Raw genomic sequence first — 23,793 nt, 5'->3', positions numbered from 1 at the left:
AACAGCGGCGTCCGGGTGAGCCGCGGGGTCGGCGCAGGATCCAGGTCCGATTTTTCAGGGAGCGAGGGACGGACGTGCCGGAACCGACCGTCGTCACCACGACCGTCGTCGCGGCGGACTACTTCCAGTCCTACTCGGTCGTCGGACTGCTCGCCGTCGTCGGCGTGCTGTTCGTCGCCGTCGCCTTCGGGGCCGGCCGCCTGCTGCGGCCCGTGGTCCCCACGCCCGAGAAGCTCCTGACCTACGAGTGCGGCGTCGACCCCGTCGGCGAGGGCTGGGCCCACACCCAGGTCCGCTACTACGTCTACGCCTTCCTCTACGTGATCTTCGCCGTCGACTCGATCTTCCTGTTCCCCTGGGCGACCGTCTTTGCCGCCCCCGGCTACGGCGCGACGACCCTGGTGGAGATGTTCATCTTCCTCGGCTTCCTGGCCGTGGGCCTGCTCTACGCATACAAGAAGGGCGTCCTGGCATGGACGTGACCCCCGAGCCTGTTCTGCTGCCCGAGCCGAAGCGGCTGGGTGCCCTCGCGCGCCTCGCGCCCGAGCCGATGAAGGTGATCCTGAACTGGGGCCGCCGCTACTCGCTCTGGGTCTTCAACTTCGGCCTCGCCTGCTGCGCGATCGAGTTCATCGCCGCGTCGATGGCCCGCCACGACTTCATCCGCCTCGGCGTCATCCCGTTCGCGCCGGGCCCCCGCCAGGCCGACCTGATGGTGGTGTCCGGCACGGTCACGGACAAGATGGCGCCGGCGGTGAAGCGCCTCTACGAGCAGATGCCGGAACCCAAGTACGTCATCTCCTTCGGCGCGTGCAGCAACTGCGGCGGCCCGTACTGGGACTCCTACTCCGTCACCAAGGGCGTCGACCAGATCATCCCCGTCGACGTCTACGTCCCCGGCTGCCCGCCCCGGCCCGAGGCGCTGCTCCAGGGCATCCTCAAGCTCCAGGAGAAGATCGCCCGCGAGTCGCTGGGGGAGCGGTACGGCACGAGCCGCCCGTCCGCGGCGGCGCTGGAGAGCGGGCTGGTGCGACCGCCGGCCCCGGCCCCGGCCACAGACGCGACGTCCGAGGAGGGACGATGACCGCGGTCGGCTGGCTGCCCGCCGACGTCGGGGAACTCTTCGGCCCGGACGCCACGGCCGAGGAGTCGTACGAGGTCCTGACGGTCGACGTACCCTCCGCTGCCTGGATCGCCTCTCTGGAGACCGCCCGCGACCGGCTCGGCTGCACCTACTTCGACTGGCTGAGCGCGGTCGACGAACCGGGCACGGGCTTCCGCGTCACGGCACACATCGCGGCCCTCTCTCCCGTACGACGACTCCTCCTGCGTACGACGGTGCCGCACGAGGCTCCCGCCCTGCCCTCGGCGGTCGGTGTCTACGCGGGCGCCGCCTGGCACGAACGCGAGACGCACGAGATGTTCGGCGTCACCTTCGACGGCCACCCGGCGCTGGACCACCTGCTCCTGCCGGAGAACTTCGAGGGTCACCCCCTGCGCAAGGACTTCGTCTTGGCCGCCCGCGTCGCCAAGGCCTGGCCCGGCGCGAAGGAACCCGGCGAGTCGGAACACGGCGGCCCCAAGCGCCGCCAGATGCTCCCGCCCGGCGTCCCCGACCCGAACGAATGGGGCCCCCTCAAGGGCCAGCTCCCTCCGGCCCCCGCCCGTCCGGCCCGGGGCGCGGCCCGCGGCGCGACGGGCGACCGGCCGGCCCGCGCGGCCCGCCCAGCGGCGGGCGAGCGTCCGGTGCGGCGGACGCGTTCCGCGGCGGAGGGCTCGGCGAGCCAGGCCGCTGCCGGTGACACGGGCACGGCTTCCCCGACCGCACCGCGTCGTGCTCGTACGGCGGCGGAAGGCTCCGCGAGCCAGGCCGCTGCCGGGACCACCGGGCCGGAGTCGCCGGCCACGGAAACGGGACCGTTGACCACTGCGTCCGGGCCATCGACCGCTGAGGCTGGGCCATCGACCCCTGCGTCCGGACCCTCGACCGCTGGGGCTGGGCCCTCGTCCGCTGGGGCTGGGCCCTCGTCCGCTGGGGCTGGGCCCTCGTCCACTGAGGCCGGAACGCCGAGCGCGTCGGCTGGGACGCGCCGCGCGCGGAGCGCGAGCGAAGGCTCGGCGTCGCAGCGGACCCCGGCAGACACCCCGGAAGACGCCCCCACAGACACCGCGGCGGACAACCCTGCCGGCCCCCGCCGGGCGCGCAGCGCATCGGAGGGCAGCGCGAGTCAGCGGGCGGCATCCGACCGCGGCGACAACGGCAACGGCAGCGCCAGCGCGAGCGAGAGGCGCAGCGACAGTCAGTCGGGCCGCGCTTCGCGCACCCCGCGCAGCACGGACGCCCCCTGGCACCACGCCCGCCCGGCCTTCGAGGAACCGGAACCCCAACCGTCGCCCGAGGCCGCGCCGTTGCCGACCCCCGAGCCGCCGGCCGCCCCGGAGAAGCCCGAGCCCGCGAAGGACTCCGAGCCCGCGGACAACCCCGAAGACCCAACAGACCCCACTGACCCCACAGACGCCACAGGAGGCCCGCGGTGAACGACGTGCTCGACGTCACCCTGCGACTCCTGATCGTCTTCGTCGTCTTCCTCACCTTCCCCCTGATCATCGGCCAGACCGAGCACAAGGTCATGGCTCACATGCAGGGCCGCCTCGGCCCCATGTACGCCGGCGGCTTCCACGGCTGGGCCCAGCTGATCGCCGACGGCGTGAAGTTCGCGCAGAAGGAGGACGTGGTCCCGGCCGGCGCGGACCGCCGTATCTTCCAACTGGCCCCAGCTGTCGCCCTCCTGCCCTACCTCCTCGTCCTGCTCGCCATCCCCATCGGCCCCGACGAGGGAGCCGTCGGCCAGGTCATCGACGCCGGCGTCTTCTTCGTCCTGGCCGTCATGGGCGTCGGCGTCCTCGGCTCGCTCATGGCCGGCTGGGCGTCCGCGAACAAGTTCTCCCTCCTCGGCGGCCTGCGCACCGCCGCCCAGCTCCTCGCCTATGAACTGCCGATGCTGCTGACCGCCGCCTCGGTGGCGATGGCGGCCGGCACCGTCTCGATCCCCGGCATCCTCGACGCCTTCGAGTGGTGGTGGCTGCCCTGGCAGATCGTCGGCGCGATCGTCTTCTTCGTGGCCGGCCTCGCCGAACTCCAGCGCCCGCCCTTCGACATGCCCGTCGCCGACTCGGAGATCATCTTCGGCGCGTACACCGAGTACACCGGCCTGCGCTTCGCCCTCTTCCTCCTCGCCGAGTACGCCGGAATCGTCGTCCTGTGCGGCCTGACCACCGTCCTCTTCCTGGGCGGCTGGCACGGCCCCTGGGGCGCCGACGGCCTCGGCTGGGTCTGGACCCTGCTGAAGACCGCCGTCCTCGCCTTCCTCGTCATCTGGCTGCGCGTCACCTACCCCCGCCTGCGCGAGGACCAGCTCCAGAAGCTCTCCTGGACCCTCCTCGTCCCCCTCTCCCTCGCCCAGATCGCCCTCACCGGCATCGTCAAGGTGGTGATCCAGTAACCATGGCCCCCATTCCTGGCAGTGGCCTCGCCAAGGGCCTGGCCGTCACCCTCCGCACGATGACGAAGAAGTCCGTCACCGCGCAGTACCCGGACGCCCAGCCCGACCTCCCGCCCCGCACCCGCGGCGTGATCGGCCTGTTCGAGGAGAACTGCACGGTCTGCATGCTGTGCGCCCGCGAGTGCCCGGACTGGTGCATCTACATCGACTCCCACAAGGAGACGATCCCGGCGGCGACCCCCGGCGGCCGCGAACGCAGCCGCAACGTCCTCGACCGCTTCGCCATCGACTTCTCCCTGTGCATGTACTGCGGTATCTGCATCGAGGTCTGTCCTTTCGACGCCCTGTTCTGGTCCCCGGAGTTCGAGTACGCCGAAACCGACATCCGCGACCTCACCCACGAGCGCGACAAGCTCCGCGAGTGGATGTGGACCGTCCCGGCCCCGCCGGCCCTCGACCCCGGCGCGGAGGAGCCGAAGGAACTCGCCGCCGCCCGCAAGGCCGCGGAGAAGCTGGCGGCCCAGCAGTCCCCGCCGCCCACCGAACCGCACGCCGACGAGCAGGCCCGGGCAGCCGAGCGCCCCACCCGCCCGCACGGCGACTCCAAGCAGCAGACGGACCAGCCGAAGCCGGGGCAGGAGGGCACGCCATGACCCTCGCGACAACAGCCGCCCACCTCACGGCTCACGCCCCGACCGCCGCCGCCGAGACCCACGGCTTCCTCTCCCCGACCGGCGTCGAGATCGCCTTCCTCCTCGTCGGCCTGGTCACCTTCGGCGCCGCGATCGTCACCGTCACCACCCGGCAGCTGGTGCACGCCGCCCTGTGGCTGGTGGTCACCCTCGGCGGCCTGGCCGTCGAGTACCTCCTGCTCACCGCCGAGTTCATCGCCTGGGTGCAGGTCCTCATCTACGTCGGTTCCGTCGTCGTCCTCCTCCTGTTCGGTCTGATGCTCACCAGGGCCCCCATCGGCCGCTCCCCGGACGCCGACTCCGGCAACCGCTGGGCCGCCCTGACCGTGGCCGTCGCCGCCGCTGCCGCCCTGGTCTGGGTCGTCGTCGACGCCTTCCGCACGACCTGGATCGACCTGGACGGCCCTGCCGCCGGGTCCACCGAGGCCACCGGCGCGAGCCTCTTCCAGAACTGGGTCCTCCCCTTCGAGGCCCTCTCCGTCCTCCTCCTCGCCGCCCTGGTCGGCGCGATCGTCCTGTCCCGCAAGGCGAAGGCCGGGGCGGCGACCGCGGCCGAGAGCACCCCGGCCGCCCGGAGCGAGAAGAGCCCCCGGAGTGAGAAGGGCCCCCGGAGCGAGAAGGAAGGCACCAGCTGATGCACCTCGCCTATCCCGCCGTGCTCTCCGCCCTTCTCTTCTGCACGGGCCTGTACGGCGTCCTCGCCCGCCGCAACGCGATCCTCGTCCTGATGTCGGTCGAGCTGATGCTCAACGCCGTCAACCTCAACCTGGTCGCCTTCGACGTCTGGCTCAGCAAGACCGCCGAGGAGACCCTGCACTCCGGCCAGGCCCTGACGCTGTTCACCATCGCCATCGCCGCCGCCGAGATCGGCATCGGCCTGGCGATCGTCCTGGCCGTGCACCGCAACCGCGGCACCGCGGACATCGACAAGCTCCGCGACACCTCCGAACTGCACGACCCCGACGGCCCCGACAGCGACGCCCTCGCGGCCGAGCAGTCCGGCGAGGCCCAGAAGGCTGAGGCCACCGCGTGACCACGACCACCCTCGCCGTCCTCGTCCCCCTCCTTCCGTTCCTCGGCGCCGTCGCCGGCCTGCTCCTGGGCCGCACCGCCCCGGGCTTCGCCCGCCCGCTCGCCGTCCTGCCGACCCTCACCTCCCTGGTGCTCGCCGCGCTGGTCGCCGTACGCCAGGGCGGTGACGCGGCCGTCGACGCGGCCACGGAACTGACCCCCACCGGGTCGGTCCCGATCGAACTCGCCCTGCACGTCGACGGCTTCGCCGCCCTCGTCGCCGTCCTGGTCGGCCTGGTCGCCTCCTGTGTGCAGATCTACTCGACGGGCTACCTGCGCGACGACCCGCGCTACCCCTCGTATGCCGCCCTGGTCTCCCTGTTCACCTCCGCGATGCTGCTGGTCGTCTACTCCGGCGACCTGATGGTGCTGCTGGTCGGCTGGGAAGTCATGGGCATCTGCTCGTACTTCCTGGTCGGCCATTACTGGGAGACCCCGGAGGCCCGCGCCGCCTCCCTCAAGGCCTTCCTGGTCACCAAGCTCGGCGACGTCCCCTTCCTGATCGGCCTGTTCGCCCTGGCCACCGACGCCGGTTCGTTCCGCATCACCCGGGTCCTCGGCGCCGTCGCGAGCGGCTCGCTCGACCACCCGACGCTGATCGCCCTGCTGCTCCTCGCGGGCGTGGCGGGCAAGTCGGCGCAGTTCCCGCTGCACACCTGGCTCCCCGACGCGATGGCGGGCCCGACCCCCGTCTCCGCGCTGATCCACGCCGCGACGATGGTCGCCGCCGGTGTCTACTTCATCGCCCGCCTCCTCCCGGTCTTCGAGGCCTCCCAGGCCGCGATGGTCGTCCTTGCCGTCATGGCCGCCGTCACGATGGCCGGCTCGGCGCTCGCCGCGCTCGCCCAGGACGACATCAAGCGGGTCCTCGCCTACTCGACGATCGGCCAGCTCGGCTACATGTCCGGCGCCCTGGCCGTCGGCGACCGCGGCGCCGCCGTCTTCCACCTCCTGTCCCACGGCGCCTTCAAGGCGCTGCTGTTCCTCGCGGCCGGCGTGATCATCCACGCCGCCGGCACCAACTCCCTCGCGGCCATGTCCCGCATGCGGAATCTGCGCGACCGCGTCCCGGACGCCTACTGGACGATGACCGTGGCGCTCCTCGCGCTCGCCGCGATCCCGCCGTTCAGCGGCTTCTTCTCCAAGGAGGCCGTCCTCGGAGTCGCCGAGCATGTCGTCACCGGACACACCGAGCACGCCCCCGCCGCCGCGGGCTGGATCGTCCTCGTCGCCGGTCTGCTCACGGCCGTGCTCACCGCCGCCTACGCGATGCGGCTGTGGTTGCTGGCCTTCCGTGGCCGGGGCGCCGAAGCCCCCGACCACGGCAGGCAGCCGCTGACGATGACCGTCGTGCTGTGGGTGCTCGCCGTGCCGTCCCTGGCCCTCGGCGGGTTCACGTTCCGCCTGCTGCCCGACTGGTTCGACGGCCGCGACCTCGGCCCGACCCTGACCACCTCCGTGCTCGGCACGGGCGTGGCCCTGGTCGGCGGCATCGTCACCTACGGTGCCTGGCGGCACACCACCGCGCTCGCGGCACGCGTCCCGCTGGGCGCGGTCGCGGCCCACCCGGAGGGCGACGCCGCCCGGGTCGAGGCGGAGGCCATCGCCACCCACGAACCGGCCTACGGCGACATCGCCTACGCGCCCGACCCCGCGGACCCGGGACGGCTGCTGCTCGGCCCCCTGCACCGGCACGCGGCCGCCGGCTTCCACATGGACGCCGTGTATACGGCCCTCTTCGTCCGCCCGGTCCAGGCCGGAGCGAGCCTCGTCCGGTTCCTCGACCGCGAGGTCGTCGAGACCTACGTACGCGGTGCGGGCGCGCTGCCCCGCTGGCTCGGCGCCGCCGTACGACGCGCCCAGACCGGCAACGTCCAGACCTATGTGAGCGCGCTGCTCGCCGGCACCGTCGTCCTCGCGGTCGCCGTCGTCCTCGTCGCCACGGGAGCGTGAGCAGGCGTGATCGATATCAACGAGTCCGTGATGCAGTTCCTTCTGGCATTCGTCGTCGTCGGCCCGCTCCTCGGCGCCGCCGCGGCTCTCCTGCCGGCCCCGCCCGGGCTGAAGGGGAAGTCACCCGAGCAGGCCGTGCTCCGGCACGGCGTCACCGTCACCGGCGCCGTCCTCATCGCGGCGATCGTCCTCGCGCTCGGCTTCGACCACGACCAGCCGTCGAAGATGCAGGCCAGCACCGACATCAGCTGGATCCCCGCCCTCGACGTACGCATCCACCTCGGCATCGACGGCATCTCCCTCCCCCTTCTGGTCCTGACCGCGCTGCTGACCTTCCTCTGCGCGCTCTACTCGTACTTCAAGATGCCCGCGGGTCCGACCCCGAAGGCCTTCGTCGCCCTGCTGCTCGTCCTCGAGTCCGGCATGCTGGCGACCTTCGCCGTCCTCGACCTGCTGTTGTTCTTCCTCGCCTTCGAGATGGTCCTCATCCCGATGTACTTCCTCATCGCCCGCTGGGGCGGCGAGGGCCGCAGCCAGGCCGCGTGGCGGTTCATCCTCTACACGCTGCTCGGCTCGGTGGTCATGCTGCTCGGCCTGCTCCTGATCGGGATCAAAGCGGGCACGTTCGACATGATGGCACTCGCCACTGACAACGGCCGGTCGCTGACCACATCCGTGCAGGTCATCGCCGTTCTGGCGATCGGGATCGGGCTCGCCGTGAAGACGCCGATGTGGCCGCTGCACAGCTGGCTGCCCGACGCCCACACCGCCGCGCCGACCGTCGGCTCGGTCCTGCTGGCCGGCGTCCTGCTGAAGATGGGTACGTACGGATTCGTCCGGATCCTGCTGCCGATCGCACCGGACGGCTTCCGCACCTTCGCGCCCTACCTCGCCGCCCTCGCCGTCGTCGGCATCATCTACGGGTCCCTCGCCTGCCTGGCCCTCGCCAAACAGGGCGCGAAGGGCGACCTGAAGCGCCTCATCGCCTACTCCTCCGTCGGCCACATGGGCTTCGTCCTGCTCGGCATCTCGACGATGACCCCGACCGGCGTGAACGGCGCCCTGTTCGCCAACATCGCCCACGGCCTCATCACCGGCCTGCTCTTCTTCCTGGTCGGCGCGCTGAAGGACCGCACCGGCACCACCGACCTCGACACCCTCGCCGAGGAGACCGGCGCCGCCCTGTACGGCAGGGCCCCGCGCCTCGGCGGCCTGCTCGCGTTCGGCGCCGTCGCCTCCCTCGGCCTGCCGGGCCTGGCCGGCTTCTGGGGCGAGATGCTGGCCCTGTTCGGCGCGTTCCGGCCCGCCGACGGCCTCAGCCGCCCCGCCTTCCTCACCTTCATGGCGATCGCCGCGTTCGGCACGCTGCTGACGGCCGCGTACCTGCTGGTCGTGGTCCGCCGTGTCTGCATGGGCGCCCTGCCGCAGGATGTCCCCAAACTCACCGACGTCCGTTCGTACGAGTTCGCGGCCTGGACGCCGCTCGTCGTCCTCACCGTCGTCGCGGGCCTGTGGCCCAAGGCCCTCCTCGGCCTGAGCGATCCGGCCGTCCAGCAGCTCCTCGCAGGAGGCACCCGATGAGCTCCCCGGCCCCGTCCCTGGCCGCGTCGCTGGTCCAGTCCGTCGACTGGCTCGCGATCGCGCCGCCCACCATCGCGGCGGTCGTCGGACTCGCCGTCCTGGTCGCCGACCTGTTCGTCGCCGAGCACCGGAAGGCGCTGCTCGGCTGGACGTCCGTGGCCGGCCTGGCCGCCGCCACGCTGCTACTGCTGCCCCTCCTGGACGGCGACCGCAGCACCTTCTGCCTGACCGGTGACGCCGCCGTGTGCAGCTACACGGCCGACCGCTTCACCCTGGTCATCCAGTTCCTGGTCCTCGGCGGCGCCCTCCTCGCCGCCCTCCTGTCGGTCACCGCCCTGAAGGACGCCCGCAGGGAGCTTCCCGAGGGCGAGTACTGGTTCCTGCTGCTGTCCTCCGCGGCCGGCGCCGCCCTCCTGCCCGCCTCCCGCGACCTCGCCACCCTGATCGTCGCCCTGGAGGTCGCCTCCCTGCCCGCCTTCGCGCTGGTCGGCCTGAAGCACGGCGACCGGAGGTCCTCCGAAGCGGCCCTGAAGTTCTTCCTGTCCTCGGTCACCGCCACCGCGGTCAGCCTCATGGGCATCAGCTTCCTGTACGCCTCCACGGGCACCCTCTACCTCACCCAGATCGCCGACCGCGTCCAGAGCGTCGACGGGCAGCTCCAGACGCTCGCCCACACCGGCGTCGTCCTCACCCTCGTCGGCTTCGCCTTCAAGACGGCCGCCGTGCCGTTCCACTTCTGGGTGCCCGACACCTACGTGGGCGCCCCCCTGCCGATCGCCGCCTATCTGTCGGTCATCGGCAAGGCGGTCGGCTTCACCGGCCTGATCCTCGTCACGGTCGTCGCCCTCCCGTCGTACGCCGACGTCTGGGGCCCGGCCCTGGCGGCCCTGGCCGCGCTCACCATGACCGTCGGCAACGCCGGAGCCCTCCGCCAGCAGGCCACGCGCGCGTACAGCGCGGTACGCCTGCTCGCCTGGTCCTCCGTCGGCCAAGCCGGCTACCTCCTGGTGCCGATCGCCGCAGCCGCGTACTCCGGGGACGCCGAGAAGTCGATCGGCTCCACCGTCGCCTACGCCCTGATGTACGGCGCCGTGAACCTCGGCGCCTTCGCGGTGGCCGCGCTGGTCGGCCGGACGAAGTCCCTCAACCGCGTCGCCGACTACCGCGGCCTGTACGCGTCGAGCCCGCTGCCCGCGCTGCTCCTGGCGTTCTTCCTGCTCTGCCTCGCCGGGCTGCCGCCGGGCATCATCGGCCTCTTCGCCAAGGTCACCGTCTTCTCGGCGGCCGTCGACGCCAGCCTCGGCTGGCTGGCCGTGGTGATGGCCGTCAACGTCGTGATCGCGCTGTTCTACTACCTCCAGTGGACGGCCCTGCTCTTCCGCGCCCCCGAGGGCGAACCCGAGAAGCACCGCGTCCCCGCCCCGCTCACCGCCGCGATCGCCCTGACCGGCGTCCTCGGCATCGCCTTGTCCGGAGCACCCCAGCTGGTCCTGCGCTTCACGGACACCGGGCTCTTCTGACGCCGGCCGCCGGGCTCTTCCGACCCCGGCCGCCACACCGGTCACGCTTTCGCCACGCGCGTGTGGGCACTCGGCCCCGCACGCGTGCGTGGCGCGCCTGCGGCCGTCACCCGTACGGTCCACGGCCCGCCCCGCACGCACAAGGGAACTAGTGCCTCCCGCCTGGCGTTGACCAGTACGGGAGGGTCCACTGGACGTGACATCACGGCACCAGTGGCACCGCAGAACAGCAAGCAAGGGTCCCCCTGCCGCACCACTTGGAGGGCGTACCGTGCACCGCCGGCACAACGGGCTCAGGACAGCAGTCCTCCTCGGGGGACTGTCCGCACTCATCATCGTCATCGGCAGCTTCTTCGGCCGCATGGGGCTCGTCATCGCCGTCCTGGTAGCGCTCGGCACCAACGCGTACGCGTACTGGAACAGCGACAAGCTGGCCCTCCGCGCGATGCGCGCCCGCCCGGTGAGCGAGTTCGAGGCCCCGGGGCTCTACCGCATGGTCCGCGAGCTCTCCACACAGGCCCGCCAGCCCATGCCGCGCCTGTACATCTCCCCGACGGAGGCGCCCAACGCCTTCGCCACGGGTCGCAACCCACGCAACGCCGCCGTGTGCTGCACGGACGGCATCCTGCGCCTCCTGGACGAGCGCGAGCTGCGCGGCGTCATCGGCCACGAGTTGAGCCACGTCTACAACCGCGACATCCTCATTTCGTCGGTCGCCGGCGCCCTCGCCTCCGTGATCATGTTCCTGGTCAACTTCGCCTGGCTGATCCCGATCGGGCGCTCCGACGACGATGACGGCCCCGGCCTGCTCGGCATGCTGCTGATCATGATCCTGGGCCCGCTCGCCGCCTCGCTCATCCAACTGGCCATCAGCCGCTCCCGCGAGTACCAGGCGGACGCCTCCGGCGCCCAGCTCACCGGCGACCCGCTCGCCCTGGCCAGCGCCCTGCGCAAGCTCGAACTCGGCACGAAGCAGCTGCCGCTGCCGCCCGAGCCCCGCATCGAGACCGCCAGCCACATGATGATCGCGAACCCGTTCCGGCCCGGCCAGGGCCTTTCGAAGATGTTCTCCACGCACCCGCCGATGGCGGACCGCATCGCCCGGCTCGAAAAAATGGCAGGTGGGAACCAGTGAAGACCATCTTGAACGTCATATGGCTCGTCCTGAGCGGCTTCTGGCTGTTCCTCGCCTACATGCTGGCGGGCCTGCTCCTCTGTATCACCATCATCGGCATCCCGTTCGGCATCGCGGCCTTCCGCATCGGCGTCTACGCCCTGTGGCCGTTCGGGTACACGACGGTCGAGCGCCGTGACGCGGGCGCGCCGTCCTGCGTCGGCAACGTGCTGTGGCTGGTGCTCGCGGGCTGGTGGCTGGCGCTCGGCCACATCGTCACCGGTATCGCCCTGTGCGTCACGATCATCGGCATCCCGCTCGGCATCGCCAACTTCAAGCTGATCCCGGTCTCGCTGCTCCCGCTGGGCCGCGACATCGTACGGACGGACCAGCCGTTCGCGGTGCGCTGACGGCCCGCCGAGGCCGCCCGGTTGTCCACAGGCCAGGGGTTGTCCACAGGCCCGCCCGGCTGTCAGCGTCGGCCCGCATCATGAACCCATGACCGCGACCGAGCAGTTGCCGACCCGAGTGCCGACCAGGACGCACAACACCCGCCCAAGAGGCCGGACTTCCCATCCCGCACCGGCAGACCCGGTGAGAGGCCCCTGACCGGCGCAACCGCCGAGCGCCGTCAACGCGTCCTCCCCACCAGGACGGCGAACGCGCGCGGCAAGGACGACGCACGCGGGACGCCCGACGTACGACGCACGGCCACGGCCTGCCGGGAGCAACATCACATGGCCGGGACAGTGCGGGCACAGCGTGAAAGGGCAGGTTCACGGCATGACGATCATCAGCTGGATCATCCTGGGACTGTTGGCCGGAGCCATCGCGAAGTTCCTGCTGCCGGGGCGCGATCCGGGGGGCCTCATCGGCACGACCCTGATCGGCATCGCGGGCGCGTTCATCGGCGGCTGGATATCGGCCCGCTGGATGGACCACCCGATCACCAAAGACTTCTACGACGGCACGACCTGGGCCGCGGCGATCGGCGGATCGCTCGTCCTCCTGATCGCCTACCGCCTCCTGTTCGGCCACTCCCGCGACTGACCGCGCGCCGACCGCAGCCGGCAGACGAGAAGGGTGAGCACCGGCAGGCGCCCACCCTTCCCCGTACCCGCGCAGACCGTGGAGCCCGGGGCCCCCGACCGGCCTACCGGTAGTTCACGAACTGCATCGCGAAGTCGAAGTCCTTGCCCTTCAGCAGGGTGATGACGGCCTGGAGATCGTCACGGCTCTTGGAGCTGACCCGCAGCTCCTCGCCCTGCACCTGCGCCTTCACACCCTTGGGGCCCTCGTCGCGGATGATCTTCGCGACCTTCTTCGCGTTGTCCTGGGAGATGCCCTCCTTGATGGACGCGAAGATCTTGTAGTCCTTGCCGGAGACCTGGGGCTCACCCGCGTCCAGGGCCTTCAGCGAGATGCCGCGCTTGATCAGCTTGGACTGGAAGACGTCGAGGACAGCCTTCACCCGGTCCTCGGAGTTCGCCTCCATGAGGATCTTCTCGCCGGACCACGCGATCGAGGCGCCCACGCCCTTGAAGTCGTAGCGCTGCGAGATCTCCTTGGCGGCCTGGTTGAGGGCGTTGTCGACCTCCTGCCGCTCGACCTTCGAGACGATGTCGAAACTGGAGTCGGCCATGTCCTGTGGCTCCTTGTATCGGGGTGCGTGTCGTGCGTACCGGCGTACGTGGCAGCCGGCGGACCTGTTCAGGCCCCTGGCCGCATCCGGACAAGCCTAGCCACCCCCCGCCCCCCGGGCGCCGATCAATCGGGTGGCGAAGCACCCCTCCACATCGGGTATTGTTTACGTCGTTGCCACGGAGCGCCGCCGAAAAAGCGGCTCGCCGGGCAGCTACCCCGGCGGTGTGGCTCAGCCTTCCTAGGTTCGAATCCTAGCGCCGCCACACTGGGGAAGACCCCCTCTCATCTGCGGAGACGCAGGTGGGAGGGGGTCTTTTGCGTGCTGGCCCCGCTGGGTTCTGGGTGATGCGTCTCACCTGCGGCGTGACGCCTGCCGATGCGCGCCGAACAACGGTGCTGCCGGTGCGGTGACACCGACAGCACCGGCAGCACAGACCACACCAGCCACGGCCCCCCGGGGCTACGGCGCCGGCGTATACGTCACCGTGGCATCCGGGCAAGCCTCGGCCAGGCGGGCGAGGGACTCGCGCTCCTCGGTGTCCGCGGTGAGGCTCCAGCGCAGTTTCACCGCCGTCCACTCGACGATGTAGCGGCACGTCGCCTTGCTGTTGGGCGGCAGCCACTCGGCGGGATCCTGGTCGGCCTTGCTGCGGTGCGCGGCGGCGGAGACGGCCACCAGCGTGCGCGGGTCCGCGAGGTCGTTGGCGTATGCCTCGCGGCGGGATGCCTTCCACTGGGAGGCGCCGGAGTCCCAGGCCTCGGGCAGCGGCACCATGTGGTCGACGTCCATGGCCGCCGCCGAGGTGATCTGGCGGGCGTCGTAGTAGGACGACCAGGTGCCGCCCTTCAGCTTGCAGTCGGGGCCGGTGGCCGGTGGTTCGACCGCCTCGGCGATCAGCACCTCGTCGCGGGTGTCGCACCCGTCGTCGGGGTTGGCGCCGGCGTTCCAGTACGTGAAGCTGGCCCGCTCGTAGCCGTCCCGGGACTCCGCGGCCTGGGGCAGGGCGGCGACGGCTTGGTCCAGGGGCAGGGATTTCGCGGCATGCGCGGGGCAGGACAGGGCGAAGGTGCAGGCGGTGCCGAGCAGGGCGGCAGCACAGGCTCGTGCCAGGGAAACGATCACGCGCAGCAGCATGGGCGACCTGCCCGGCCAGGCCCGCCGGACGCGCACGGAGATCACTCGGCGGTCGTATGCAGAAACGGTGCCGCAGCCTCCGGGCGTCAGCCGGAGGTTGACGCTGACGGCGGCGTCGGCGGGCTCTCGCCCGCTCCCGCAGCGCGCTGACCACCACTGTTCCGGCCCGGCCCGCAACTCGCCGGTGTCATGGCCCGATTGTCGGCTAGATGCACCGTAGCAGGGCTGGTCCGGGTAAGTGATCTTTGGACGGGCGGTGCGCTGCGGCTTCTCCGGGGCGTGTGGCCACCGATTGACTGAGGCGGGTGCGTGACCGGCAGTCGAGCCGAACGCGGTCCCCGTTCATGTCTTGAGGAGCAGTACATGGCGCAGATCACCGACCCGGCGCCGGTCGGCACATTTCCACGTCTGGGCTGGGTCGACGGCCTGCTGAACCCCGCCCTCCGGTCGGCCCTGGCCGCACTGCCGGCGGCCGAGAGCCGGGTGGCGGGGTACCACTGCGGCTGGTGCGAGGCCGACGGCACACCGATGGCGACGGCGTCCCGCACCGGCAAGTCCGTCCGCCCGGCCCTGGCCCTGCTGTCCGCCGCGGCGGTCGGCGGCAGCCCGGAGGCCGCCGTACCGGGCGCGGTCGCCGTGGAGTTGGTGCACGACTTCACCCTGCTGCACGACGACGTCATCGACGGCGACGCCCTGCGCCGCCACCGGCCGGCCGCCTGGTCGGTGTTCGGCACCCCGGCGGCGGTGCTGACCGGCGACGCCCTGCTCGTGTCGGCGATGCGGGTGCTCGCCGACGTGGACCGGCGGCGGGCGGCGGAAGCGGTGAAGGAGCTGGTCTCGGCCCTGATGGAGCTGGTCGAGGGGCAGAGCCGCGATGTGGTGTTCGAGAAGGCGCCGGAGGTGTCGGTGGCCCAGTACCTCGCCATGGCGGAGGGCAAGACGGGGTCGCTGATCGGGTGTTCGTGCGCCCTCGGCGGCATCCTGGCCGGAGCGGACGGCGAACGGGTACGGGGACTGAGGGAGTTCGGGCGGCGCCTGGGCGTGGCCTTCCAGTGCGCCGACGACATCCTGGGCATCTGGGGCCGCACCTCGCGCAGCGGCAAGCCGGTGGGGGCCGACCTCGCGGCGCGGAAGAAGTCGCTGCCCGTGGTGGCGGCCCTGAGCGGCGAGGGCGCGGCGGCCGACCGGCTCCGTGCGCTGTATGCCTCTTCGCGCCCCCTCGACGAACAGGACGTCGCCCTGGCGCGCGAGCTGGTGGCGGAGGCCGGTGGCCGCGAGGCTGCGGAGCAGGAGGCCCGCCGCCAGGTGGCGGCCGCGCTGCGGGCGCTGTCGTGGGCGCGGCTGACCCCCGACACCTACCGGCAACTCCAGGACATCGCCTGGGCGATGACCCGCCGCGAGTCCTGAGCCCGGCCGCCGGATACGGCCATCCCGGCGGACGGGGACAAGAGCCGTGACTTCGGTCCGGGTGGGCCGTTGTCTGTGCGGCGGTCCATGGCCGTGCGGCACGTCCTGGCCGATGGCCGCAACCCACCGCCGCAGCCCCGGCCGTACCGCGGCCGCTCCGAGCGGAACCGATCGTGACGAAACACAGTGGAGTCGTGCACCAGACCGAGACGAGCGCAGCGCTGCCGGGGGACCTCCCCGCCGTGGCCGCCTACGGGCTGCGGGTGGTCCGCGGCCGCCACACGGTCCTGCAGGACGTCAGCTTCACCGTCCCCCGCGGCTGCATCGTCGGCCTGCTCGGGCCGAGCGGCTGCGGGAAGACGACGCTGCTGCGCTCCGTGGTCGGCGTGCAGCAGACCACGGCGGGCCACGTCCAGGTCCTCGGATACGCGGCCGGCGCCCCGCAGCTGCGGACCCGCGTCGGCTACGTCACCCAGGCACCGTCGGTCTACGCGGACCTGACGGTGCTGGAGAACCTGCGCTACTTCGCCGCCGCCCTCGGCATGCGGGGCTGGCGCCGGGAGGACGCGGTGGTCCGGGTGGTGAAGGAGGTCGACCTGGCCTCGTACGCGGACAAGCTGGTCGCCCGGCTGTCGGGCGGCCAGTACTCGCGGGTGTCGCTGGCCGTGGCGCTGCTGAACAAGCCCGACCTGCTCGTGATGGACGAGCCGACCGTCGGCCTGGACCCCATGGTGCGCCGGGAGTTGTGGCTGGTCTTCCAGCGGCTGGCCGAGGAGGGCACCACGCTGCTGATCTCCAGCCATGTCATGGACGAGGCCGACCGCTGTGACCGGCTCCTGCTGATGCGGTCCGGGCGGCTGCTGGCCGGCGCCGACCGGGAGACGCTGCTGGAGCACACCGGCTGCGACGATGTGGAAGAGGCGTTCATGCACCTGGTGCAGGCTGCGTCCGACGCCGAGGAACGCGCCCGGCGGCGGGCCGCGGAACAGAGCCTGCTGCCCGCGCTGCCGGGCTTCCTCGACCAGGGCGGCGCCCCGGAAGCGGAACGGACCTACTTCGCCGCGGACACGGCGCGGTGAGCGGCGTCCGACTGGCCGAGCGGCTGCCGTTCTCGCCCACGATCACCGGCGCGACCGCGGTCCGGGTGCTCCAGCAGATCTCCCGCGACAAGGGCAGCACCGCGTTGCTGCTGGCCATCCCGTGCATGCTCATGGTGCTGCTGAAGCTGATGTTCCACGACTCGGAGGCCACCTTCGAGCGGGTCGGGCCCCAGGTCTTCGGGATCTTCCCGGTCATCGTGATGTACCTGGTGGCGTCCGTGTCCACGCTGCGGGAACGCACCACCGGCACCGCCGAGCGGCTGCTGACGATGCCCGTGCGGCGGCTCGACATCGTGCTCGGCTACAGCCTCGCCTTCGCCTTCCTGGCCCTGCTCCAGGCCGTCCTCTCCACGCTGCTGTCCATCGGTCCGCTCGGCCTGGACATCAAGGGCCCCGCCTATCTGCTGATGGTCATCGCCATGCTCGGCGCGCTGCTCGGGCTGGCACTGGGCCTGCTCGTGAGCGCCTTCGCGCGCAACGAGTTCCAGGCGGTGCAGTTCCTGCCCGCCGGGGTGCTGCCCCAGTTCCTGGTGTGCGGCCTGTTCGTGCCGCGCGACGAGATGTACGGCGCCCTGTCGGCCGTCGCCAAGGCCATGCCGATGACGTACGCCGTCCAGGCCGCCGGCGAGGCCGCCACGCACACGGGCGTCACCGGACTGTTCGTCCGCGACGCGCTGCTCATCCTGGGGTGCGTGGTCCTGGTGCTCGTCGCCAGCGCGACCACGCTGAAGCGCTGACCCGGCCGGCTGCCCGCGCACATGGCTTGTCGGCTGCCCGCGTACATGGCTTGTCGGCTGCCCGCAGGACGGCCCTCGACGTGATCGGTTCCCGCTAGTCCCGCACACCCCAGGAGAAGCCGCCGGAGACGGAGCCGTAGCGGGGGAACTCGAAGGGCCCGAAGTGCAGCGGCCCGTCGTGGTGGCCGCCGTGGCCGCCGTGGCCACCGCCGTGGCCGCCGCCGAAACCGTCGGGGCCGGGGTTGCCGATGGTGGTGTCCGCCGGCCGTGCCGAGGCGCCGGCGGCCACCACCGTCCCGCCCGCGGTGAGAGCCAGCGCGGCGAGCGAAATGACCGCGATGCGGCGAACCCGCAGCGACATGAGAAACCTCCGAGAGAGAAAGGGAACGGAAGAGCAGGGAAAGAATGGATGAGCGGATACCAGCCTAGCCATTCGTGCCCTCCGCACCGGTCCGGGAAATGCCCTTTTCTCCCGAACGAACGGCTGGGCACAACAGCGGAAATAAATATCGGTACGGTGTCCACTGCACCGCGCAGGACATAGAGAAAAGAAGAGAGAAAAGATGACCGGGATGCGCAGGGCGGCACTCGCCCTGGCAGGCACCCTTCTCGCCTGGGCCGGGCCGCCCGTGCCGATTCCGCCGCCGCACTACGAGGCGCCTCTGTGGCCCGTGCCCGGACCATTTCAGGAACGCGGAACATTTCAGGAACGCGGGCCATTCCAGGAAGCCGGACGGCTGCAGGAACCCCGGGAGCGCACCGCCTCCTCCCGCGGCGACGCGGCCGCCGAGGTCGTTGCCGCCGTCAACCGGCACCGGGCCGAGGTCGGCTGCGGGCCCGTACGGCTGCGGACCTCCCTCAACCGCGCCGCCCAGGCGCACAGCGCCGACATGGCCCGCAGCCGGCGCCTCGCCCACACCGGAACCGACGGCAGCAGCCCGGCCGCCCGGATGCGGGCCGCCGGCTACCACCTCCGCCAGACCGGCGAGACCATCGCCGCCGGCGTCGGCACGCCCCAGGCCGCCGTCCGGACCTGGATGGACAGCGCCCCGCACCGGGCGATCATCCTCACCTGCCGTTACACCCACGCGGGGGTCGGCGTCGCGGACGGCGACGGTGGGCCCTGGTGGACCCTGGACCTGGCCACGGGCCACTGAGGCCGGGCTCAGCCCAGGTCCTCGTCCCACCACCAGGCGACGCCGGGGGCGCCCTCCAGCGGGCCCGGCCGAGTGTCCGACGGATCCTCGGCCCAGGTCAGCGCGGTGTCCTCCATCGCGTCGGGCCAGTGGCCGAGGCTGAGATAGCGGGGCACGCGCAGCCCCCACTCGTTGTTGCCGCGGATGCCGTACCGCAGCCCCTGGAGGTAGCTGGCGAGTTCCGGGCCGGCCGTCGGGCGGACGCGGTCGTGCAGCTGGAGGAACCGCAGCAGGACGCGGTCGCGCAGCCCGTTCGCGGCCTCCACCGCCTGCTGGAGCGTCAGATCCCGCTCGTGCATCAGCACGGTGTAGATGTTCTGGTCGGCCTGGTCCCGGGCCTGTTCCTTGGGCAGCGAGTGCCGGTCGTTGTCGAGCGCGGGCACCAGGATGGCCATCTCCTTCAGCGCCAGTACCGCGGGCCGGTACAGGTCCCGGTCCGGCACCTCGGCGCCCGCCGCGATCTCCAGCATCGCGAAGGTCGGCTCCCCGCCCGCCGCCAGCAGCCGCATCGTCAGGAAGTCGTCGAGGCCGGGCATCCGGCCCAGCGCCTGGTTGCCGACCTGCCAGGCCACTCCCGACAGCCAGGCGCGGTGCGCGTGCGCGAACGGGGTGACCTGCGCGGGCGTCCCGAGCGCGCGAAAGAGGCGCACGATGTCCCGCAGGGCGCCGATGTACCGGTCCGCGCCGGTCGCTGTGTCGGCCTCGCACGCCCGCTGCACCTGGCAGGCCAGCGCGTTGAACTGCGCCGGGCGCGTGCTGAGCGGCCCGCTGTCGCAGCGCGCGTCGTCGAAGCCGAAACCCCAGTACACCCACAGGGCCGTCGCCAGCAGCCGGTCGTCGTCGGCGCCCGGGGCGAACCGGGCGTAGAAATCGGCGCTGTGCGTGGCGACGACCCAGGCCATTTCCTCTTCGGATGCGCACATTCCGCTGTTGCCGATCCACTCCACGGCGCGTTTCTCGACCTGCCGGACACGCGGGTGAATGGCGGATTCCAGGGGGCAGAAAAGAGGCGGCAGTTCCACCTCGGACACACGAGACCCCATGCGGACGATCATCTGGGACCGTGCGTATGCGAAGCGACGGGAACACCCACCCCCGCGAAAAGAAACACAGGCGGCCCAGATGACAAAAGGAAAGGCAAGGAGTCATCCACTCCTTGCCACTCTCAACATATAGCGCACTGGGGGCCTTGCGGCAAGCCCCCCGTTGTGCCGCAGAATCTTCGGCCTGAGGCCAGAAACGGGCGAAAAATGGGGTTTGCCTTGATTGATGTGATCATTGCCGGCGGAGGCCCGACCGGGATGCTGCTGGCCGGGGAGCTGCGGCTGCGCGGACTGCACGTGGTGGTGCTGGAGAAACTGGCGGAGCCGACCGGGCAGACCCGTGCGCTCGGTCTGCATGTGCGCAGTATCGAGGTGCTGGACCAGCGCGGACTGCTGGACCGCTTCCTTCCGCTCGGCACGAAGTACGAGACCGGCGGGTTCTTCGCCGCCATCATGAAGCCCTGGCCGGACCGGATGGACACCGCTCACTCGTACGTCCTCGGCATCCCGCAGACCCTCACCGAGCGCCTGCTGACCGAGCACGCCGCCGAGGCCGGCGCCGAGATCCGGCGCGGGTGCGAACTGGTCGGGCTGAGCCAGGATCAGGACGGCGTGACCGCCGAGCTGGCGGACGGCACGCGGCTGCGCTCGCGCTACCTCGTCGGCTGTGACGGCGGCCGCAGCACGGTGCGCAAGCTGCTCGGCGTGGGCTTCCCCGGTGAGCCCAGCAGGACCGAGACGCTGCTGGGCGAGATGGAGGTGGCCGCGTCGCCGGAGGAACTGGCGGCCGTGGTGGCCGAGGTCCGCAAGACCCACTTCCGGTTCGGCACCATGCCGCTGGAGAACGGGGCGTACCGCGTCATCGTGCCCGCCGAGGGAGTGGCCGAGGACCGCGCGGTCCCGCCGACCTTCGAGGAGTTCAAACGGCAGCTGCGGGCCTACGCCGGCACCGACTTCGGCGTGCACTCGCCGCGCTGGCTCTCCCGTTTCGGCGATGCCACCCGGCTGGCCGAGCGCTACCGCACCGGCCGGGTCCTGCTGGCCGGCGACGCCGCGCACATCCACCCGCCGACCGGCGGGCAGGGGCTCAACCTCGGGCTCCAGGACGCGTTCAACCTCGGCTGGAAACTGGCCGCCGAAGTGCGGGGCTGGGCGCCCGAGGGGCTGCTGGACAGCTACCACGCCGAACGCCACCCCGTGGCCGCCGCCGTGCTGGACAACACCCGCGCGCAGATGCAGCTGCTGGCGCCCGAGCCGGGGCCCCAGGCGGTGCGCCGACTGGTGGCGGAACTGATGGACTTCGAGGAGGTGAACCGGTACCTCATCGAGAAGATCACCGCGATCTCGGTCCGCTACGACTTCGGCGAGGGCCACGAGCTGCTCGGCCGGCGACTGCGCGACGTGCGGCTGAAGCAGGGCCGCCTCTACGAGCTGATGCGCCGCGGCCGCGGGCTGCTGCTCGACCAGACCGGCGGCCGGCTGTCGGTGGACGGCTGGGCGGACCGGGTCGACCATGTCGTCGACGTCGGCGAGGAACTGGACGTGCCCGCGCTGCTGCTGCGCCCGGACGGCCATGTGGCGTGGGTCGGCGAGGACCAGGAGGAGCTGCTCGGCCGGCTGCCGAGGTGGTTCGGCACGGCGACCGGCTGAGCACGCCCTGCCTGACGGGGCGTCTGTCCTGGCAGACCGCGGCCTACTCGCTCGCGTGGGCCAGTTCGATGTCGTGGTCGTCCACGCCGGCGCCCGTGACCGTCACCGGCGCCGCCTGGGGCGGGTAGCCGGTCGCGTGACCGTGTACGCGCCGGTGTCCAGGTCGGAGAAGGCGTACGCCCCGTCGACGCCGGTCAATGTCGTGGCGACCACGTTGCCCGCCGCGTCCACCAGCGTCACCCGCGCGTCGCCCAGCGGGGCGCCCCCGCCGCGCACCGTGCCCCGCACCTGCGCGCCGGGCCGCAGCTCCAGCTCGACCCGGGCGGTCCCGGCCCCGCCGACCTCGACGACCTGGGCCAGCGGCCGGTGCTTGGGGGAGCTGACCGCGAGGGTCACCGGGCCCGGCACCAGGTCGGTGACGGTGAACTCGCCCAGCACGTCGGTCCGTCCGGTGGCCAGCACGTCCCCGCGTACGTCCGTCACGATGACCACGGCCTCGGCGACCGGCGTCCCGCCGTCCGCGGACCGCACCACACCGGCGAGGCCGCCGGCGCCGCTCAGCAGCACGTCGTACGCCACCGGCTCGCCGGCCACGACGATCGTGGCGGCCTGCGGCCGGCAGCCCTCCGACGAGGCGATCAGGACGTACGAGCCGGCGGCGGGAGCGGCCACGCCGTACGCCCCGTCGGCCCGCGAGACCGACCGCCCGAGCTGCTTCCCGCCCAGCGAGATCAACGTCACCGCGGCCCCGCCGACCGGCACCCGCTCCGCCCCGAGCCCACGGCCCCGCACGGGGACCCCGGCCCCGCCACCCTCGACGGCGACGACGGGCGCGCTCACGACAACCGACTCGGCGACACCCGGCCCGTCGGCACCCGGCTCCTCCACACCCGCCGGCTCCTCCACCCCCGCCTCCGCCGTCCGCTGCCGCGGAATGAACGAGGCGACAATGGAGGCGAGCAGCGCGGCCCCCGCCCCGATGGCCGGGACGGCCTTGAACCCGTTCTGGGACGGCAGGGCGGTCTGCCAGGTCGAAGCGCCCGCCGGTGCGTACACGGGACTCGGGCACGATGACCGGCACCAGCGCGAGGGCGACGGCGCCCAGTCCGGCCGAGGCCCAGAACAGGGCGTGCCAGTCGAAGTTGTCCGCGATCAGCGCGGCGGCGGGCAGGCCCAGGGCGCCGCCGACCCCGAGGGAGGCGCTCATGAGCGCGGTCGCCGAGCCGAGCCGCTCGGCGGGCAGTTCGTCGCGGATGATGCTGATGCCGAGCGGGATCACGCCCGAGGCGAGGCCCTGGAGCGCCCGTCCGACGATCATCGGGGCGAGCGAGTCGCTGAGCGCGGCGGTCACCGAGCCGGCCACCAGCATGACGAGGCTGATCAGGAGCATCCGTCGCTTGCCGTACATGTCGCCGAGCCGGCCCGTCACCGGCGTGGCGACGGCGGCGGCGAGCAGCGTGGCGGTGACGGACGGGCGGCAGGGGAGAGGCATGCGCGGGCCGCACGCGCGGCACACTGGCCCCATGTCCTCCCGCCGCAGAACCTGCCCCGAGTGCCGCCGAGAGATCGCCGTCGTCGCCGGGCGGTACGCGCGCCACGACCCGCCCGGTGCCCGCGAGCACGGCGAACTCACCTCATGCCCGGGCTCCCGCCGCCAGGCCCGCCTCGGCCCGGAGCAACCGTCCCTGGACGGCTACGCGGTCCCGGAGTTCCCGGGCCAACTGCCCCTGTTCTAGGCGTTCGACGGCCGCGGGAGCCGAGCCCCGGCCGCGAACCTCAGTTCCCCGCCACCGACTTCACCGCCACCGACACCGGCGCCGGCCCGCTGATCAGCTCCAGGGTGAGCCCGGCCGTCGCGGGGGTGTCCACCAACTCGGCCAGGACGGCGGCCACGTCGTCGCGGGGGATCGGGCCGCGGCCCGTGTGCGCCTCCAGGCGGACCAGGCCGGTGCCGGCGTCGTCGGTGAGCCGACCGGGGCGCAGAATCGTCCAGTCCAGATCCTCCAGGCCGCGCACATACGCGTCCGCCTCGCCCTTGGCGCGCAGGTACACGTCGAAGACCTCGTCGCCCTGGTGCTCCGGGTCGGCGCCCATGGACGACACGATCAGGAAGCGCCGTACGCCCGCCCTCACGGCCGCGTCCGCGAAGAGGACCGCCGCGGCCTTGTCCACCGTGTCCTTGCGGGCCGCCCCGCTGCCCGGGCCCGCGCCCGCCGCGAAGACCGCCGCGTCGGCACCCCGCAGCCGCTCCGCGACCGCGTCGACGGACGCCGACTCCAGGTCGAGCACGACCGGTTCCGCCCCGGCCTGCCGCAGATCGTCGGCCTGCTCGGCCTTGCGGATGATCCCCGCAACCTCGTCCCCGCGCGCGGCGAGCAGCCGCTCCAGCCGCAACGCGATCTGACCATGACCACCAGCGATGACAATGCGCATGCCTTCGACCGTAC

24 protein-coding genes and 1 pseudogene are annotated in these 23,793 nt (G+C 72.0%); 19 read left to right on the top strand and 6 right to left on the bottom strand.

Annotated features, from left to right (window positions below):
• Positions 1-74 precede the first annotated feature (74 nt).
• The 13 genes from IE255_RS10570 (at position 75) to IE255_RS10510 (ending at position 12,484) form a co-directional block, all read left to right on the top strand.
• Positions 75-482, top strand: coding sequence for an NADH-quinone oxidoreductase subunit A (locus IE255_RS10570; protein ID WP_010041427.1), 408 nt, complete (start codon positions 75-77; stop codon positions 480-482).
• Positions 473-1,084, top strand: a complete 612-nt coding sequence (locus IE255_RS10565) for an NADH-quinone oxidoreductase subunit B (protein ID WP_190049904.1) — start codon at positions 473-475, stop codon at positions 1,082-1,084. Before IE255_RS10570 ends, IE255_RS10565 begins: the two co-directional genes overlap by 10 nt.
• Positions 1,081-2,538, top strand: coding sequence for an NADH-quinone oxidoreductase subunit C (locus IE255_RS10560; protein ID WP_190049903.1), 1,458 nt, complete (start codon positions 1,081-1,083; stop codon positions 2,536-2,538). Before IE255_RS10565 ends, IE255_RS10560 begins: the two co-directional genes overlap by 4 nt.
• Complete coding sequence (locus IE255_RS10555; protein WP_010049241.1) at positions 2,535-3,503, top strand: complex I subunit 1/NuoH family protein; 969 nt, start codon at positions 2,535-2,537, stop codon at positions 3,501-3,503. Before IE255_RS10560 ends, IE255_RS10555 begins: the two co-directional genes overlap by 4 nt.
• Positions 3,504-3,505: 2 nt before the next feature.
• Positions 3,506-4,156: a NuoI/complex I 23 kDa subunit family protein gene (locus IE255_RS10550; RefSeq protein ID WP_190049902.1), complete on the top strand. Its 651-nt coding sequence runs from the start codon at positions 3,506-3,508 to the stop codon at positions 4,154-4,156.
• Positions 4,153-4,830, top strand: coding sequence for an NADH-quinone oxidoreductase subunit J family protein (locus IE255_RS10545; RefSeq protein WP_190049901.1), 678 nt, complete (start codon positions 4,153-4,155; stop codon positions 4,828-4,830). Before IE255_RS10550 ends, IE255_RS10545 begins: the two co-directional genes overlap by 4 nt.
• Positions 4,830-5,228, top strand: coding sequence for an NADH-quinone oxidoreductase subunit NuoK (nuoK, locus tag IE255_RS10540; RefSeq protein WP_190049900.1), 399 nt, complete (start codon positions 4,830-4,832; stop codon positions 5,226-5,228). The genes IE255_RS10545 and nuoK overlap by 1 nt, the downstream gene beginning before the upstream one ends.
• Positions 5,225-7,219 (top strand): NADH-quinone oxidoreductase subunit 5 family protein, encoded by a 1,995-nt coding sequence (locus IE255_RS10535; protein WP_190049899.1) that lies wholly within the window; start codon positions 5,225-5,227, stop codon positions 7,217-7,219. Before nuoK ends, IE255_RS10535 begins: the two co-directional genes overlap by 4 nt.
• Positions 7,220-7,225: 6 nt before the next feature.
• Positions 7,226-8,800 (top strand): complex I subunit 4 family protein, encoded by a 1,575-nt coding sequence (locus tag IE255_RS10530; RefSeq protein WP_190049898.1) that lies wholly within the window; start codon positions 7,226-7,228, stop codon positions 8,798-8,800.
• Positions 8,797-10,320, top strand: a complete 1,524-nt coding sequence (locus IE255_RS10525) for an NADH-quinone oxidoreductase subunit N (protein WP_190049897.1) — start codon at positions 8,797-8,799, stop codon at positions 10,318-10,320. The genes IE255_RS10530 and IE255_RS10525 overlap by 4 nt, the downstream gene beginning before the upstream one ends.
• A 271-nt stretch (positions 10,321-10,591) precedes the next feature.
• Complete coding sequence (gene htpX, locus IE255_RS10520; RefSeq protein ID WP_190049896.1) at positions 10,592-11,455, top strand: zinc metalloprotease HtpX; 864 nt, start codon at positions 10,592-10,594, stop codon at positions 11,453-11,455.
• Positions 11,452-11,844, top strand: a complete 393-nt coding sequence (locus IE255_RS10515; RefSeq protein ID WP_190049895.1) for a YccF domain-containing protein — start codon at positions 11,452-11,454, stop codon at positions 11,842-11,844. The genes htpX and IE255_RS10515 overlap by 4 nt, the downstream gene beginning before the upstream one ends.
• Before the next feature lie 373 nt (positions 11,845-12,217).
• Positions 12,218-12,484, top strand: coding sequence for a GlsB/YeaQ/YmgE family stress response membrane protein (locus IE255_RS10510; protein WP_030234067.1), 267 nt, complete (start codon positions 12,218-12,220; stop codon positions 12,482-12,484).
• Between the two features lie 103 nt (positions 12,485-12,587).
• Here the strand turns inward: IE255_RS10510 and IE255_RS10505 are convergent, their stop codons facing one another.
• Entirely contained in the window at positions 12,588-13,076 is a 489-nt protein-coding gene (locus IE255_RS10505; RefSeq protein ID WP_190049894.1) for a YajQ family cyclic di-GMP-binding protein, read from the bottom strand.
• Between the two features lie 462 nt (positions 13,077-13,538).
• Positions 13,539-14,258, bottom strand: coding sequence for an HNH endonuclease family protein (locus IE255_RS10500; RefSeq protein ID WP_372487609.1), 720 nt, complete (start codon positions 14,256-14,258; stop codon positions 13,539-13,541).
• Between the two features lie 318 nt (positions 14,259-14,576).
• Here IE255_RS10500 and IE255_RS10495 point away from each other — a divergent pair, with 318 nt between their 5' ends.
• From IE255_RS10495 to IE255_RS10485, 3 genes are all read left to right on the top strand, one after another.
• Entirely contained in the window at positions 14,577-15,620 is a 1,044-nt protein-coding gene (locus IE255_RS10495; RefSeq protein WP_190049893.1) for a polyprenyl synthetase family protein, read from the top strand.
• A gap of 194 nt (positions 15,621-15,814) precedes the next feature.
• On the top strand, positions 15,815-16,699 hold the full coding sequence (locus IE255_RS10490; RefSeq protein ID WP_229906348.1) for an ABC transporter ATP-binding protein: 885 nt from the start codon (positions 15,815-15,817) through the stop codon (positions 16,697-16,699).
• Positions 16,696-17,457 (top strand): ABC transporter permease, encoded by a 762-nt coding sequence (locus IE255_RS10485; protein WP_229906347.1) that lies wholly within the window; start codon positions 16,696-16,698, stop codon positions 17,455-17,457. Before IE255_RS10490 ends, IE255_RS10485 begins: the two co-directional genes overlap by 4 nt.
• 94 nt (positions 17,458-17,551) lie before the next feature.
• Here the strand turns inward: IE255_RS10485 and IE255_RS10480 are convergent, their stop codons facing one another.
• On the bottom strand, positions 17,552-17,818 hold the full coding sequence (locus IE255_RS10480) for a hypothetical protein (RefSeq protein ID WP_190049892.1): 267 nt from the start codon (positions 17,816-17,818) through the stop codon (positions 17,552-17,554).
• A gap of 202 nt (positions 17,819-18,020) precedes the next feature.
• Here IE255_RS10480 and IE255_RS10475 point away from each other — a divergent pair, with 202 nt between their 5' ends.
• Positions 18,021-18,614, top strand: coding sequence for a CAP domain-containing protein (locus tag IE255_RS10475; protein WP_190049891.1), 594 nt, complete (start codon positions 18,021-18,023; stop codon positions 18,612-18,614).
• An 8-nt stretch (positions 18,615-18,622) separates the two neighbouring features.
• Here the strand turns inward: IE255_RS10475 and IE255_RS10470 are convergent, their stop codons facing one another.
• The gene (locus IE255_RS10470; protein ID WP_229906346.1) at positions 18,623-19,696 is read right to left on the bottom strand and encodes a terpene synthase family protein; all 1,074 of its coding nucleotides are present in this window, start codon (positions 19,694-19,696) and stop codon (positions 18,623-18,625) included.
• 219 nt (positions 19,697-19,915) lie between these two features.
• Between IE255_RS10470 and rox the strand changes: the two genes are divergently transcribed.
• The gene (gene rox / locus IE255_RS10465; protein WP_190049890.1) at positions 19,916-21,346 is read left to right on the top strand and encodes a rifampin monooxygenase; all 1,431 of its coding nucleotides are present in this window, start codon (positions 19,916-19,918) and stop codon (positions 21,344-21,346) included.
• A 43-nt stretch (positions 21,347-21,389) separates the two neighbouring features.
• Here rox and IE255_RS40550 read toward each other — a convergent pair.
• Positions 21,390-22,817: pseudogene (locus IE255_RS40550) on the bottom strand (MSCRAMM family protein); the annotation flags it as partial.
• Between the two features lie 52 nt (positions 22,818-22,869).
• Between IE255_RS40550 and IE255_RS10455 the strand changes: the two are divergent.
• Positions 22,870-23,082: a hypothetical protein gene (locus IE255_RS10455; RefSeq protein ID WP_190049889.1), complete on the top strand. Its 213-nt coding sequence runs from the start codon at positions 22,870-22,872 to the stop codon at positions 23,080-23,082.
• 40 nt (positions 23,083-23,122) lie between these two features.
• Here IE255_RS10455 and IE255_RS10450 read toward each other — a convergent pair whose 3' ends face one another.
• On the bottom strand, positions 23,123-23,779 hold the full coding sequence (locus IE255_RS10450; RefSeq protein ID WP_190049888.1) for an NAD(P)H-binding protein: 657 nt from the start codon (positions 23,777-23,779) through the stop codon (positions 23,123-23,125).
• Positions 23,780-23,793 lie beyond the last annotated feature (14 nt).

This window comes from Streptomyces lomondensis (assembly GCF_014651035.1).
In the GTDB taxonomy this organism is placed as follows: Bacteria; Actinomycetota; Actinomycetes; order Streptomycetales; family Streptomycetaceae; genus Streptomyces; species Streptomyces lomondensis.
This window is presented reverse-complemented; position numbering and strand designations above follow the sequence as displayed.